Here is a 14,827-nt window from a genome sequence, read left to right as displayed (position 1 = left end):
AATTCACATTAATTGATCCAGATCACGCTTGCCATTCGCCCGGTTTTGCCGCCATCACGACGGAAGGAGTAGAAGCGCGACTCGCAGGCGGTACAGAAGTGACCGCCGCTTATGTGATTGACGCCCAGTGCCTCTAACCGAAAGCGCGCCAGCCGGTATAAGTCGGCCATGTAATGACCCAACCGGTAAGGGCTATGGTCAAAGGCGTCCGCAGTATCCGGGTGAACGGCAACAAAGGCGCCATAAACTTCTGGGCCAACCTCAAATTGAGCGTTGGAGATAGCAGGCCCTAACCACACCAGAATATCGTCTGGGTCAGTGTTCATCGCGGCAATGGTTGCTTCCAGAACACCGCCCGCCAACCCCCGCCAGCCAGCATGGGCAACCGCCACCTGGGTACCCGCTCGATTGCAGAACATCACCGGCAGGCAGTCTGCCGTCAGCACCACGCAGGCGTACTCATTGGAGGTCGCAAGGGCGGCATCCGCGTCGGCAGCCTCGGGCTGATAACACTGCTGCACACGGGCGCCGTGGGTCTGGTTCAGCCACAGCAGAGGCCGCTCATCGCCAATTTCCTTTTGCAGCAAACGACGACACAACGCCACATGATCAGCATTATCGCCGACATGGGAGGCGGGGTTAAAGGCAGCGAAATCACCCTGGCTAGGCCCCGATTCACGGGTCGTCACAAAGGCACGCACATTGGTCGGCGCTGGCCAGTCGGGCACTAAAAGCGTTGGCCGTAAATTAATGGCATCGCTCATCGCATAGTCTCATTATCTTCGCGCAGGTAATCCAACAACATTAACAAATCATCAGGGAGGTCTGCCTGAAAAGTTAATGTTTCGCCGCTTACCGGATGTTTGAAAATCAACTTACGCGCGTGAAGGGCTTGACGAGGGAACTCGCGCAGGATCTCTTTCAACGGCTCAGCGGCGCCAGGCGGTAACTTGGCACGACCGCCGTACATGGGGTCACCAATTAACGGATAGCGAGCATGGGCCATATGCACACGAATTTGGTGGGTGCGCCCCGTTTCCAACTTACAGCGCACATGAGTGTGAGCACGGAAGCGCTCAACCACGCGAAAATGGGTAATGGCAGGTTTACCCGAAGCCGTCACGGCCTGGCGTTTACGGTCTTTAGGGTGACGACCAATGGGTGCATCGATAGTGCTACCCGACACCGGCTTGCCAATGACCACAGCATCGTACTGACGCGACACACTGCGCGCCTGCAACTGTTCAACCAGAGCCGTCTGGGCGGGCAGCGTTTTCGCTACCATCATCAAACCGGTCGTATCTTTATCCAAACGGTGAACAATGCCTGCCCGGGGCACTTCGGCAAGCGACGGCTGGTGATGCAGCAGTGCATTTAATAGTGTGCCATCCGGGTTGCCTGCGGCAGGATGCACCACCATACCGGCAGCTTTGTTGATGACCATCACCGTGTCGTCTTCGTAAACGATGTCCAACGCAATGTCCTGGGCTTCAAAGCGTGTGTCGTCTTCGATGGTGGCCTGAAGCGCCAACACTTCATGGCCATGCAGCTTGGCTTTCGGCTTGGCTTGCACGCCGTCCACCGTCAACTCACCAGCGTTAATCCACGCTTTTAAGCGTTCGCGGGAGTAATCGCTGAACAACTCAGCCGCCGCTTGGTCTAATCGCGCACCGGCCAACGTAGCGGGCACGCGCTGCGTGTCTTCAACTGTTCGAGACATGAAAAACCTCTTTTAGACGCAAAAACCCCCAGCCCCGACATGGAAAAATAAGCTGTGACAACACCCGACGAAACGTCGCTAAGCCTGCGTTTTGAGCCGAGGTGTTTTATAGTGGGCGGACTGCGACCTATTCTACCATTTCTACTTATGGCCATCGTCGCTTTTTGGTGATCGAGGCTTGTTTGCAACGAGGATGATGATGCGCGTTATTTCAGCTGCCAACCGCTTTGGTGCTCTAGCCCTAAGCCTTGCCCTTCTAGCGGGCTGTGCGAGTAACGATACAAGTGAAGAAGAGGACGATGAATTTGCTGGGGTTCAGGAGCGTGAGCTCTATGAGCTGGCCCGCACAGCCCTCGACAGCAACCGCTACCCGATTGCGATAGAGCGTTTAGAAGCACTCGATACCCGCTACCCGTTTGGTGTCCATGCTGAGCAAGCACAGCTCGAGCTGATCTATGCCTACTATGAAAACAGCGATTGGGAAGAAGCCCGGGCAGCGGCTAGCCGCTTTATTCGCCTTCATCCTGACCATCCCCAGGTGGATTACGCGTACTACCTACGTGGTCTTTCCGCCTGGCAAGCAGGCCGCTTCAGCCTGGAGCGCCTGCGCCTGATTGATATTTCCAAGCGCGACCTGGGTGCTTCCCGTGATGCTTACAATGACTTCCGCGAGCTGATTCAGCGTTATCCGCAGAGTGAATACGCCGCTGATGCCCAGCAGCGTATCGTCTACTTACGTGAGTTGATGGCCCGCCATGAACTGCACGTTGCCGATTACTACCTGCGCCGCGGCGCTTATCTAGCAGCGGTTGAACGCGGCCGCTGGGTAATCGAAAACTACCCAGAGTCGAACGCTACCCGGGATGCCCTAGCCACCATGGTGGAAGGCTATCAAGGCCTAGACATGGATGACCGCGCCAATGAAGTCCTCGCAGTACTGCGCGAGAACGCGCCTGATCATGAGCAATTGCAGGGCAGCCGCTTTGTTCCCAAGCATTTAGGTCAAAATGATTAAACCATTGCGAGCTTTCAATCGCTAAAAGCTGTACAACACTTACCTACCAAACCACGCCTCGGCGTGGTTTTTTTTATTCAAAAAGAACAGTAAGCGAATAACTTTAAAGGGGAAAATACAAACAGGATGGTGATATTATACAGATAACACTATTTTCTATACAAATATTGTACAACGGGGTATAATTAGCTCGTCTTACATGATAAAGCGTCTTAACGGCGCCTAAGGGAGCAATCAATGCCACTTCTTAACGCCGGTTCCAGCAACACCAAAATAAGCACGCGTTTAACGCTCGGTTTTTCTGCCTTACTCGGGCTGTTGGTTTTGCTAACAGCCGTAGGTATTTACCAAGTCAATCAAATTGATCGCGACTTAACGACCATTAATGATGTTAACGGTACCAAGCTTGGGTTTGCAGTAGATATGCGCGGCAGCGTGCATGATAGAGCCATTGCCCTGCGCGATGTGGTACTCACCCAAGACGATACTCGGTTAGATGCTTTACGCAGTGAAATGGAGCGCCTAAGCAGTGACTACGTGACGGCATCCGAAGGCGAACATCAAGTGTCTAGCGAGTACCCCAGCGGTCAAGAAGAGCGAAACATTCTAGACAGCATTGACGCCCAAGCCGCCACAACCCTGTCACTCACCCAGCAAGTCATGGAGTTTCGCCAAAAGGATCAATTTGCCGATGCACAGACACTGTTACTCGAAGAAGCGGGGCCTGCTTACGCCGAGTGGCTTAATCGGATTAATCAGTTTATCGAGCTTCAGCAAGCACTGAACGACACCACCACGGCAACAGCCCGCGATACCGCCTCCGGCTTCCAGATGCAGATGCTGGGGCTAACACTGTTCGCTTTACTGGTTGGCGGCTTGATTGCAGTGTTTTTATCCCGCCAGCTACTGCGTGAACTGGGCGCCGAGCCCCACGAAGTCAAAGCGTTTGCGGAAGCGATTGGCCGCGGCGAGCTAACCAGTCATGGGCAGCTTAAGAAGGGCGACACCCGCAGCATCATGGCGTCACAGGTCGCGATGGCGCATCAGCTACAAACCATTGTGACCCAGGTGCGCGCCTCAGCGGAGGCGGTGGCCAGCAACAGCGAGCAAATTGCTGAAGGCAATAACGACCTCTCTTCACGCACCGAGCAGCAGGCAAGTGCACTAGCGGAAACGGCCTCGGCAATGGAGCAACTCAACAGCACGGTAAAACTGAATGCTGATAATTCCGAGCAGGCCAGCCAACAGGCTACCAGCGCGTCCAGTACAGCCAAGCAAGGTGGTGAAGCGGTTAGTCAGGTCGTTGCTACCATGAATGATCTCAACAAAAGCTCACAGGAAATTGCCGGTATCATCTCCACTATCGATGCAATTGCTTTCCAAACCAACATTCTGGCGCTTAACGCCTCGGTCGAAGCCGCCCGTGCTGGCGAGCATGGCCGGGGGTTCGCAGTAGTCGCGGAAGAGGTACGCAGGCTCGCCCAGCGCAGTGCCGATGCGGCACGCGAAATTAACGCTCTGATTTCCAGCAACCTTGAGCGGGTAAACCACGGCAATGAGCGCGCTGAAGAAGCCAGTAAATCGACTGAAGAGATTGTCGCGGCTATCGAGCGGGTAACCAGTATCATGAAGGAGATTAGTTACGCCAGTGCTGAGCAGAGTACCGGTGTACAAGAAGTGGGCCGGGCGGTGACCGAGATGGATCAAGTCACTCAGCAGAACGCCGCACTCGTACAAGAGAGCGCCACCTCCGCCAATAACCTACGTCAGAATGCCCACTCTCTACTGCATGCCATGGAAGTCTTCAAGCTGCCGAAGACCCTTCAAAATGCACAGCCGCAGCACACTGCATTGGCACCTGCACCTGCACGCATTCCAGGCACTAACAAACCTACACTCGCGGCTGCGAAACCTCAGCCAAGCGAACCTAAGTGGGAAAACTTCTAAACTAATAACGATTTTGGCCGTTTATAGTGTAGAGAGAAATGGCTCCTAAGGGTTAGGAGCCGTTCTTTATTGCCTTGCCCGAGGTTGTAATGAAATCCACCCAAAGCCTTTTAATGGTTTTTTTGTTACCTATTTTAATGGTGGTACTACCTGCCCTGCTGATGCTGACAATCGCCATGAAGGTGCTGGAAGAACAGTCGCAGCAAAGCAACCTTTTACAGACCAATGATTTAGACACTTTGGTTCAAATGGCGACCTTTGATCGCCAGCTTAGCGACTTACACCAACGTATCACTGCTTTATTGATCGACACTGAAGTAACAAAGCTAAGTACTTCGCAACGCTATACGGCCTACAGTCAGATTGCGCAAGAGCTTAACCAGATCGGCCAAAGCGTGGACACCCTGGCGACCTCCCCCCTGCTTATCGACTTAAGCCAGGACAGTACCGCCGCCCTTCAAAGTGCGTTCCGGCAATATCAGCGTTTTGTCAGTATGGCCAATGAGTCAGCAGCACGAGAACTGGGCGACCCCGCCCTCTTCCTCAAAGAAGCGCAAAACCACTTCAACACCTTTACGCTATTCTCCCAGCAAATATTCGAAGCCTTAACCCTGCGTGCCAAGGAGCGTCATGACCTTTCATTTGATGCACTTACACGCTCTCATAGCACCACCATCTGGCTGGGCATTGCCATGATGGGTGTGCTTATCAGCGCAGCATTTTTTGCTTCCTGGCGCATCAATAAACGGTTGATGGTAGTGGGAGACGCTATTTTATCGCTTTCTAAGCGCCGACAGCCGTTGCCGGACTTCCACGCTATTGAGCAGATGAGACAGCAGCATAGCGGCCCCTTGAAGCGGATTGCCACCGCATTGATCGCGCTCAAGGATTCCGAGCAGCAGCGCCGTGAAGCCGAGCAAAAGATTCACCGGCTCGCCTATTACGATACGCTAACTAAACTACCTAACTGGCGCTTGATGAAAGAGCATCTACAGCATTCGTTGGATACCAACCAACAGGCCAGCACATTTGGCGCGCTAGTGTATCTGGGGATGGATAACTTCAAGCGCATCAACGATAGCAGCGGCCATCGCGTGGGCGATAACCTCCTCAAGCTTATTGCCCAGCGCCTTACCGACCTACAAGTCGAAGGCGCCACCATTGGCCGCCTTGGCGGCGATGAGTTCATGGTCATATTAGACGGCCTGGCTGGAGAACACCTAAAAGCGGCCGAAAAAGCCGAGGTATTGGCCGAACAGATACAGCACAAACTCAATCAGCCTTTCCAGCTAGAAGGGCAAGAACATTTTCTTAGTTTGAGCATGGGTATTGCATTGTTTAACGGGCCACAGCACACGGTCGACAACTTGTTTCAATATACCAACGCTGCCGTTCACTTAGCCCAAAAATCAGGCCCCAATAACATTCGTTTTTACGACCCAAAGGTACAAGCCGATTTAGAAGCCCGCATTGAGTTAGAGCATGATATGCGGCTGGCTATTGAGCGAGATGAATTTATACTCGTCTATCAAATGCAGGTAGACAGCCTTGGGCGGGCGATTGGCGCAGAAGCATTGATCCGCTGGCAACACCCGCGTCATGGGTTTGTCTCGCCGGGTACTTTTATCCCCCTAGCTGAGGAAACGGGTCTAATCATGCCGATTGGCAACTGGGTACTCGAAACAGCCTGTGAACAGTTAGTCATCTGGGCAAATGACGAAAACACGCAGCATCTAACATTAGCAGTCAACGTCAGCGCCAAACAGTTTCAACAGCCCGACTTCGTGGACACCGTTTGCGGCGTGCTAACCAAAAGCGGTGCTCCGGCCCACCGGCTAAAGCTGGAGCTGACAGAAAGTACTATGATTGGCGAAATAGATGACATCATTGCCCGCATGCACCAGCTGAAAGCGCTGGGAGTTAGCTTTTCCTTGGACGATTTCGGCACTGGCTACTCGTCGCTGCAGTACCTCAAACGGCTCCCTTTAGATCAAATCAAAATCGATCAATCGTTTGTGCGCAACCTGCATAAAGACACGGACGATAAGGCCATCGTACAAACCATTATTGCCATGGGGCGTTCGCTCGGGTTGCAGGTTATCGCCGAAGGTGTCGAAAACCAAGAACACTGGCGCCACCTAAACGAACACCAGTGTCATGCCTTCCAAGGATATTATTTTTGCAAGCTGGTATCCGCTGCAGAGATGATACAGCGCAGTTTGGCTGCACCACCAATGCTCGCCTAATACGGAGGTAGTCCCCGTCATAAAGGCTTACTCACCGGGCTGCCAACCATTGACGATCGGATAGCGGCGGTCGCGACCAAAGCCCCGAGGCGTCACCCGGACACCAATGGGCGCCTGGCGGCGCTTATACTCGCAGCGGTCAACCAGCTTCACCACTTTATAGACGTCTTCAGCGTCAAAGCCACCAGCGATGATCGCTTCAGCGCTCATGTCGCCTTCGATATAGCTTAATAGGATAGCGTCGAGCACGTCGTAATCGGGTAAAGAGTCGCTATCCTGCTGATCCGGCGCCAGCTCCGCACTGGGTGGGCGCTCAATGACCCGCTCGGGGATCGCAGGTGATTGCGTATTGCGCCAGCGAGCCAAGCGATACACCCAGGTTTTATACACGTCTTTGATGGCATTAAAACCGCCCACCATATCGCCATACAGCGTGGCGTAGCCCACCGCCATTTCGCTCTTGTTACCAGTCGTCAGTACCATCAAGCCTTTTTTATTGGAGATCGCCATCAGCAGTACGCCGCGACAGCGGGACTGTAGGTTCTCTTCGGTGGTATCTCGCTCAGTTCCCGCGAAGCTCTCTGCCAGCGTGCCCATAAAGGCTTCTACCATGGGCTCGATCGGCATGATCTCATAGTGGACGCCGAGCATTTTGGCCTGTTCTGCAGCATCCTGCTTGGAGATATCCGCGGTGTAGTGGTACGGCATCATCACCGCCTGCACCCGTTGAGGGCCCAGTGCGTCAACCGCAATCGCCAGCGAAAGCGCTGAGTCGATACCGCCGGAAAGCCCCAACACAACGCCCTCAAAACCACTCTTGTTGACGTAATCGCGCAGCCCGGTAACTAACGCACAGTAAAGGCTCTCTTCCGGTTCTACCTCGGGGTCAATCTCTCCGGCTTGGGGTTCCCAGACCGTCGCGCTGGTTTGCAAAAACTGAACCGGCATCAGGCCCGCCTGCCAATACGGTGCCAGCACCTGCAGCTCACCGCTGGCGTTAACGCAGCAAGAGCCGCCATCAAAGACCAGTTCATCTTGGCCACCGATGGTGTTCACATACACAATTGGAAGCTGCGTATCCTGAGCGTGTTTCTCCAACAGGCGCAGCCGTTCCGCGGGCTTGTCCTGGTGATAGGGAGAGGCGTGCAAGGAAACCAGTACCTCAGCACCCGCTTGTGCAGCGGCCTTAACCGGCGCGCCATCCCATAGGTCTTCGCAGATCACGATGCCCAGTTTGGCGCCTTTATGCTCATACACCAGCGTTTCAGTGCCGGGCGTGAAATAGCGCTGCTCATCGAACACTTGGTAGTTAGGCAGCGCCTGCTTGGCGTACTCAGCTTCCCACTGGCCGTTGTAAAGTAGGCCCGCCAAGTTGTAACAGCGGCCTTCCCGCACGCCGGGATAGCCAATGATCACCAACACATCACTGGCGACCTTCGATGCCATTAGCGCGCGAGCTTCACGCAGGCGGGTTTCCATTGAGGGGCGCAGCAGCAGGTCTTCCGGTGGGTAGCCTGACAAAAAAAGCTCTGGAAAGACAACAATATCCGCCCCATGCTCAATCCGCGCTTCGCGCACTGCTTCAATCGCGCGTGCGGCATTGCCGGGAATATCCCCGACCAGAGGATCGAGTTGGGCCATTACCAGCGTTAAGTCTTGCATGGGCGTCAAAATCTCTTGAGAATCTTTAAAATAGGGTTACACCAACATAGTCGTATTGTCCCGCAAGGGCCGCCAACTGGCAAAGGCTGCGGGTCTATCCTAACGCCTTGTGCCTAGATTCCCACTTTGGGAGACACAAAAGGATGAACCTCTTGATCATTCGGCTGATTATCTTCGCCGTTATATTCTATGCCGGTTTAAAGCTATACGGCATATACCGGCAACGTAAGCTTGAGCATGAAGCGCAGCATAAAAAAGTCAACCGCCACGAGGGTGGCAAAATGGTGCGCTGCCGCTGGTGTGAGGTGCACGTTCCTGAAGACGAAGCACTGCGTGACCAGGAGCAGTGGTTCTGCTCCAGCGCCCATCGCGACCGCTTCCTGCAGGAGCAGCAGGATAAAGACGGCACACCTTAAGCCTGTATTAGCCGCTCTGGCGTAAGTTGGTAAGGCGCGGGGTCAATTAGTGGCTCGCGCCCCAGCAGTTGATCCACCAGTAAATGGGTCGAAGCAGGCGCCAGCACCAAGCCGTTGCGATAGTGCCCGGCATTGACGAAGACGTTACTCCATTCAGGCAGCGCGCCGATAAAGGGAATGCCCGTTGGGGATCCAGGCCGCAGGCCGGCCCACTGGTGTGCTACCGGGCACGTTGCCAAAGCGGGCAGGATCGCTTCAGCACTCTGTTTTAGCGACGCCAATGCCGCCTCATCGGTGCGCTTGTCAAACCCCGCCTCTTCCAATGTAGAACCGACCAATAGCAAGCCATCTGCACGCGGAATAATATAGCGCCCATCTTTTAACACCACGCGCTGCACCAACCCTTTGGGTGCTTGGTAAGCGATCATCTGACCTTTAACGGGTCTTACCGGCAACTGCACATTCAACTGCGACAAGAGCTGCGCAGCCCAAGCGCCGCCGCAAACAATAATGCGTTCAGCCGTTATCAGCCCCTGAGACGTCACCACGCCTTCAACGATGCCCTCTACTTTGCCACCCTGTTGAATAAAACCACTGACCTCGCACTGCTCTTTCAGCGTTACCTGGGGCATCGCCGCTAACCGCGCCTTCAACGCCTTGGCTAAACGCGGATTGCGCACACTGCCCAGCGTCGGCATCCATAGCGCGCTATCGTCAGCCATTGCCACACCAGGTTCTTTAGCGTGAACAAAGTCTGCCCCTACCCGCTCTAGCGGTTTCCCCAGCTGGCGTGCCCATTGCAGCGCTTGGTCGGCATCGTCCACATTTAGGTAGAGCAGCCCTTTTTGACGATATTCGGGGTCAATACCGGTCTCTTCCAATAAGCGCAGGGCCAAAGAGGGGTAAACGCCTTCCGACCAGCGGGAAAGTTGCGATACCGCAGAGTCGTAGCGCCAGGGATAGAGCGGCGAAACGATACCACCGCCCGCCCAGGATGCCTCTTTACCGCACTCACCACGATCAACCAGTGTGACCTGGTGACCGGCATCGGCTAACTGCAGCGCTGTCATCATACCGATCACGCCGCCGCCAATAATTAAGAAATCGCTCACAAAATTGTCCGTTTTGGCTTACATAAAAAAAGCGTAGCGCCGCCTAGGATGACCTATTAACGACGATATGTTCGCTACTGGTAAAGGAGAGTGAGCATAGCGCGGGCGATAACAAGGTCAAGTGAGGAGAGGCGATGAGCAGTTTTTACGTCAAGACGCACACCACACCTGAAAACGGGTTTACACTGCTCGAGCTACTGATCACCCTGCTGTTGGTTGGAATCATCGCCGCCTGGGGGCTACCCAATTTTCAAGCATTGGGGGAGCGTACCGCACAGACTAGCGAGGTCAATCGATTCCAGAGTGCGTTTTCGTTCGCGCGTAATACAGCGATTAGCCAACGCCGCCAGCTGACGCTTTGCCCAGCCTTGCAGAACCGTGAGGCTTGCGCTAATGACTGGGGTGGAGAGCTTATGATTGTGTGGGGCAATAAAACCGATAGCATCACTGAAGAAGACATTTTGCGCATTGTGCCCGCGCAACAAGGCACACAAGTGACCTACAACCGGGGCTGGTCGCGTATCCGTTACAGCCCGCTGGGCTATACCAGCGGTTATAACGGCAGTTTTGCTATTTGCTCAACCAGCGGCGCCGTGGGCTCTAAGGGTAAAAAGCTGGTACTTAGCCAATTAGGGCGGCTAAGGATTGATGAAGCGCCTATCGACTGTTAATCATTAGGCGCTTCAACTCATTCACGGCGTTGTGACAATGGTTTTAAGCAATACCGTCTAAATAGCGCTCGGCATCCAGCGCTGCCATGCAGCCGCTGCCAGCTGAAGTGATTGCTTGACGATAAATGTGATCCATCACGTCGCCGCAGGCAAATACGCCCGGTACGCTAGTCGCGGTTGCATTCCCTTCAAGGCCTGAATGCACTTTGATATAGCCGCCGTTCATGTCCAACTGACCCGCAAAGATCCCTGTGTTGGGGCTATGGCCAATGGCAATAAACAGTCCAGGCGCATGAATCTCTTTGCTTGAACCATCTTTAGTGGATTTAACCCGAACGCCTGTAACACCGGAGTTATCGCCGAGCACTTCTTCGACTTCCTGGAACCACTCAAGAACGATTTTGCCCGCCTCAGCTTTCTCGAAAAGCTTATCTTGGAGGATTTTTTCCGCCCGCAACGTGTCACGGCGGTGTACCAGGGTCACTTTGGAAGCAATGTTAGAGAGATAGAGCGCCTCTTCCACGGCGGTATTGCCGCCGCCCACCACAATGACTTCCTGATTGCGGTAGAAAAAACCATCGCAGGTAGCGCAGGCCGACACCCCTTGACCCATAAACTGCTGCTCAGTGGGCAGACCCAGGTAACGGGCACTGGCGCCGGTGGCCACGATCAACGCATCGCAGGTATAAATACCGCTATCGCCTTTTAAGGTAAACGGTTTTTCGCTTAAGCTAACCTCATTGATGTGATCAAACAGCACCTCTGTATTGAAACGTTCGGCGTGCTGCTTCATGCGCTCCATCAACTCCGGCCCCTGTACGCCTTGAGCGTCGCCGGGCCAGTTATCCACATCGGTTGTGGTGGTCAGTTGGCCACCCGCCTGAATACCGGTAATTAGCAGCGGCTTCAGGTTGGCCCGAGCAGCATAGACGGCAGCCGTATAGCCTGCGGGACCGGATCCAAGAATAATCAAACGCTCATGACGAGTTTCCATGACACCACCTTGTAAATATCTGACTGATAGCTTTGTCGCTAGCTGTGTTAATAGCTTTGAAAAAATTAGCCACAGAGTCTGCCTGAAATGGTGCCAAGTACAAGCTATTGCAAGGTTTCATCTACGCTATTAGGCGAAGAAACCTTGAAAGCCTCTGTGCAAAGACCCATGTGTTATTACTAAATCAACGCCATACTGGGGGGAAATCTATACTAAAGAAAGATCGTGACCGTCATGCTGAGCGCTGCGCTCAGCAACCAGAGGAGAGAGATATGAGCAAGATACCCGATACGCTAAACACCCTAGAGGTTGGTAGTAAAACCTATCACTACTACAGCCTGCCCCACGCGGCCGAGACCCTGGGCAGCATTGACCGGCTACCCAAGACGCTCAAGATTCTACTCGAAAACCAGCTGCGCTTCGCCGACGACGAAAGCGTAGATCAGGAAGATATGCAGGCCCTGGTCGACTGGCAGGCCGAGGGCAAATCCAGCCGCGAAATCGGCTACCGCCCGGCGCGGGTACTCATGCAGGACTTTACCGGCGTGCCCGGCGTGGTGGATTTAGCCTCCATGCGCGCCGCGGTAGAAAAGCTGGGCGAAGACCCGGCGAAGATCAACCCGCTTTCCCCCGTCGATCTCGTTATCGACCACTCGGTAATGGTCGATAAGTTCGGCAACCCGGCGGCGTTTCAAGAGAACGTCGATATCGAAATGCAGCGCAACCGCGAGCGCTACGAGTTTCTACGCTGGGGCCAGCAGGCGTTTGATAACTTTAGCGTCGTTCCCCCCGGTACCGGTATTTGTCACCAGGTCAACCTGGAGTACCTAGGCAGAACGGTATGGACGAAGGACGAAGACGGCAAGACCTTTGCCTACCCCGACACCCTCGTGGGCACTGACTCTCACACCACCATGATCAACGGCCTGGGCGTGCTTGGCTGGGGCGTGGGCGGTATTGAAGCCGAAGCGGCCATGCTCGGTCAGCCGGTGTCGATGCTGATCCCCGAAGTGATTGGCTTTAAATTAACCGGCAAGCTACGCGAAGGTATTACCGCCACTGACCTGGTACTCACCGTTACCGAGATGCTGCGTAAAAAAGGCGTGGTGGGTAAATTTGTCGAGTTCTACGGCGATGGTTTGAAAGACCTGCCGCTGGCGGATCGTGCCACGATCGCCAATATGGCCCCCGAGTATGGTGCTACCTGTGGTTTCTTCCCAGTGGATGAAGAAACCCTGAACTATATGCGCCTGACGGGGCGTGAAGATGAGCAAGTCGCCCTGGTGGAAGCCTATAGCAAGGCCCAAGGGCTGTGGCGTGAACCTAATGACGAGCCGATCTTCACCGACGCCCTAGCACTGGACATGACCGAGGTAGAGGCCAGCCTGGCCGGCCCCAAACGTCCGCAGGATCGCGTGGCGCTGAAAGACATGGCGGCGGCCTTTGACAAGTTCATGCAGGAAGACGTCAACGCGGATGCCAACGCAAAGGGGGAACTCTCTTCTGAAGGCGGCCAAACCGCCGTGGGGGTGAGGCGCAGCTTCGAGCATGACACCAGCCAGGCCGTTACGCTTGATGACCATGATTTCAGCCTTGACCCCGGGGCGGTGGTGATTGCGGCGATTACCTCGTGCACCAACACCTCCAACCCCAGCGTGATGATGGCCGCTGGGCTGCTGGCACGTAAAGCGCGTGAAAAGGGGTTAACCACGAAGCCCTGGGTGAAAACCTCCTTAGCACCAGGTTCCAAAGTGGTCACCGATTATCTGGAAGCCGCTGAATTAAACGATGACTTGGATGCACTGGGCTTCAACCTCGTCGGCTACGGCTGCACCACCTGTATCGGTAACTCCGGCCCGCTGCCTGATGAGATCGAAAAAGCGATCAACAGCGGCGATCTTGCCGTGGCCTCGGTGCTCTCCGGTAACCGTAACTTTGAGGGCCGTGTACACCCGTTGGTCAAAACCAACTGGCTGGCCTCGCCGCCCCTGGTGGTGGCTTACGCCCTGGCGGGTAATGTCCAGCTTGACCTTACCCAGGCGCCGTTGGGCAAAGATAGCAACGGCGACCCGGTCTACCTCAAAGATATCTGGCCCAGTCAGGCCGAGATTGCCAGCGCCGTCGAGCAGGTCAACACCGCCATGTTCCGTAAAGAATACGGCGCAGTGTTTGAGGGTGACGATGTCTGGAAAGCCATCGACGTGTCAGAAAGCAAGGTCTATCAGTGGCCTGAATCCACCTACATTCAGCACCCGCCCTTCTTTGAAGGCATGGGCCGCGAGCCGGATGCCATCGAAGATGTGCACAGTGCCCGCGTGCTTGCCATGCTGGGTGATTCGGTGACCACCGACCATATCTCCCCTGCCGGTGCCATCAAGCCTGACAGCCCCGCCGGGCGCTATCTGCAAGAACACGGCGTCAGGCCGGTCGACTTCAACTCCTACGGCTCACGCCGGGGTAACCATGAAGTCATGATGCGCGGCACCTTCGCCAACGTGCGGATCAAAAACGAGATGCTCGACGGTGTGGTCGGCGGTGAAACACGCCACGTACCCAGCGGCGAGCAGATGGCCATTTACGATGCGGCCATGAAGTACAAAGAGGAAGGCAAACCGCTCGTCGTGATCGCCGGTAAAGAGTACGGCACCGGCTCCTCACGGGATTGGGCGGCCAAAGGCACCCGTTTGCTGGGCGTTCGCGCGGTGATTGCCGAATCCTTCGAGCGCATCCACCGCTCTAACCTGATCGGCATGGGCGTTGTACCGCTGCAGTTTGCCGAAGGCGAAAGCCGTAAAACGTTGGGGTTAACCGGCGATGAAGAGATTTCGATTGCCGGATTAAGCGACCTGACGCCAGGTGGCACGGTCAAAATCGTGATCAAAAATGCCGACGGGGAACGTAGCGTTGATGCCAAGTGCCGAATTGATACGGTAAACGAGCTGGCTTACTACCGTCACGGTGGTATCCTTCACTACGTGTTGCGCAAGATGATCGGCGCAGCCTAAAAGGGTAAAACCTACCAATGCTTGCATGCCCCCACCTCG

Annotated in this window: 11 protein-coding genes; 6 read left to right on the top strand and 5 right to left on the bottom strand. The window is 54.8% G+C overall.

What is annotated here, in order from left to right; translation table 11 throughout:
* Positions 1 to 8 precede the first annotated feature (8 nt).
* Both pgeF and rluD read right to left on the bottom strand, forming a co-directional pair.
* Positions 9 to 764: a peptidoglycan editing factor PgeF gene (gene pgeF, locus AC4EYZ_RS16935; protein ID WP_041159232.1), complete on the bottom strand. Its 756-nt coding sequence runs from the start codon at positions 762 to 764 to the stop codon at positions 9 to 11.
* Positions 761 to 1,720 (bottom strand): 23S rRNA pseudouridine(1911/1915/1917) synthase RluD, encoded by a 960-nt coding sequence (rluD, locus tag AC4EYZ_RS16930; protein WP_342584634.1) that lies wholly within the window; start codon positions 1,718 to 1,720, stop codon positions 761 to 763. Before rluD ends, pgeF begins: the two co-directional genes overlap by 4 nt.
* A 199-nt stretch (positions 1,721 to 1,919) precedes the next feature.
* On the opposite strand from rluD, the gene AC4EYZ_RS16925 reads away from it, so the two are divergent.
* The 3 genes from AC4EYZ_RS16925 to AC4EYZ_RS16915 all read left to right on the top strand — a co-directional run bounded on the left by AC4EYZ_RS16925 (position 1,920) and on the right by AC4EYZ_RS16915 (position 6,928).
* The gene (locus AC4EYZ_RS16925; protein ID WP_022522020.1) at positions 1,920 to 2,735 is read left to right on the top strand and encodes an outer membrane protein assembly factor BamD; all 816 of its coding nucleotides are present in this window, start codon (positions 1,920 to 1,922) and stop codon (positions 2,733 to 2,735) included.
* Between the two features lie 237 nt (positions 2,736 to 2,972).
* The gene (locus tag AC4EYZ_RS16920; RefSeq protein ID WP_027956889.1) at positions 2,973 to 4,682 is read left to right on the top strand and encodes a methyl-accepting chemotaxis protein; all 1,710 of its coding nucleotides are present in this window, start codon (positions 2,973 to 2,975) and stop codon (positions 4,680 to 4,682) included.
* Positions 4,683 to 4,771: 89 nt separating this feature from the next.
* Positions 4,772 to 6,928, top strand: coding sequence for a putative bifunctional diguanylate cyclase/phosphodiesterase (locus AC4EYZ_RS16915; RefSeq protein ID WP_490203929.1), 2,157 nt, complete (start codon positions 4,772 to 4,774; stop codon positions 6,926 to 6,928).
* 27 nt (positions 6,929 to 6,955) lie between these two features.
* On the opposite strand, the gene AC4EYZ_RS16910 is transcribed toward AC4EYZ_RS16915, so the two are convergent.
* On the bottom strand, positions 6,956 to 8,590 hold the full coding sequence (locus AC4EYZ_RS16910; protein ID WP_141440682.1) for an NAD+ synthase: 1,635 nt from the start codon (positions 8,588 to 8,590) through the stop codon (positions 6,956 to 6,958).
* 143 nt (positions 8,591 to 8,733) lie between these two features.
* Here AC4EYZ_RS16910 and AC4EYZ_RS16905 point away from each other — a divergent pair, with 143 nt between their 5' ends.
* Positions 8,734 to 9,006 (top strand): PP0621 family protein, encoded by a 273-nt coding sequence (locus AC4EYZ_RS16905; RefSeq protein ID WP_039859573.1) that lies wholly within the window; start codon positions 8,734 to 8,736, stop codon positions 9,004 to 9,006.
* Here AC4EYZ_RS16905 and thiO read toward each other — a convergent pair.
* Positions 9,003 to 10,118: a glycine oxidase ThiO gene (thiO, locus tag AC4EYZ_RS16900; RefSeq protein ID WP_009287551.1), complete on the bottom strand. Its 1,116-nt coding sequence runs from the start codon at positions 10,116 to 10,118 to the stop codon at positions 9,003 to 9,005. The two genes, AC4EYZ_RS16905 and thiO, sit on opposite strands and share 4 nt — an antisense overlap.
* A gap of 134 nt (positions 10,119 to 10,252) precedes the next feature.
* Between thiO and AC4EYZ_RS16895 the strand changes: the two genes are divergently transcribed.
* On the top strand, positions 10,253 to 10,789 hold the full coding sequence (locus AC4EYZ_RS16895; protein ID WP_474191891.1) for a GspH/FimT family pseudopilin: 537 nt from the start codon (positions 10,253 to 10,255) through the stop codon (positions 10,787 to 10,789).
* 43 nt (positions 10,790 to 10,832) lie between these two features.
* On the opposite strand, the gene trxB is transcribed toward AC4EYZ_RS16895, so the two are convergent.
* Positions 10,833 to 11,783, bottom strand: coding sequence for a thioredoxin-disulfide reductase (gene trxB / locus AC4EYZ_RS16890; protein WP_009287549.1), 951 nt, complete (start codon positions 11,781 to 11,783; stop codon positions 10,833 to 10,835).
* Between the two features lie 272 nt (positions 11,784 to 12,055).
* Here trxB and acnA point away from each other — a divergent pair, with 272 nt between their 5' ends.
* Entirely contained in the window at positions 12,056 to 14,788 is a 2,733-nt protein-coding gene (gene acnA, locus AC4EYZ_RS16885) for an aconitate hydratase AcnA (protein WP_027956894.1), read from the top strand.
* The last annotated feature ends 39 nt before the right edge of the window (positions 14,789 to 14,827 follow it).

The organism is Vreelandella sp. 162(4c), assembly GCF_058152265.1.
This window is presented reverse-complemented; position numbering and strand designations above follow the sequence as displayed.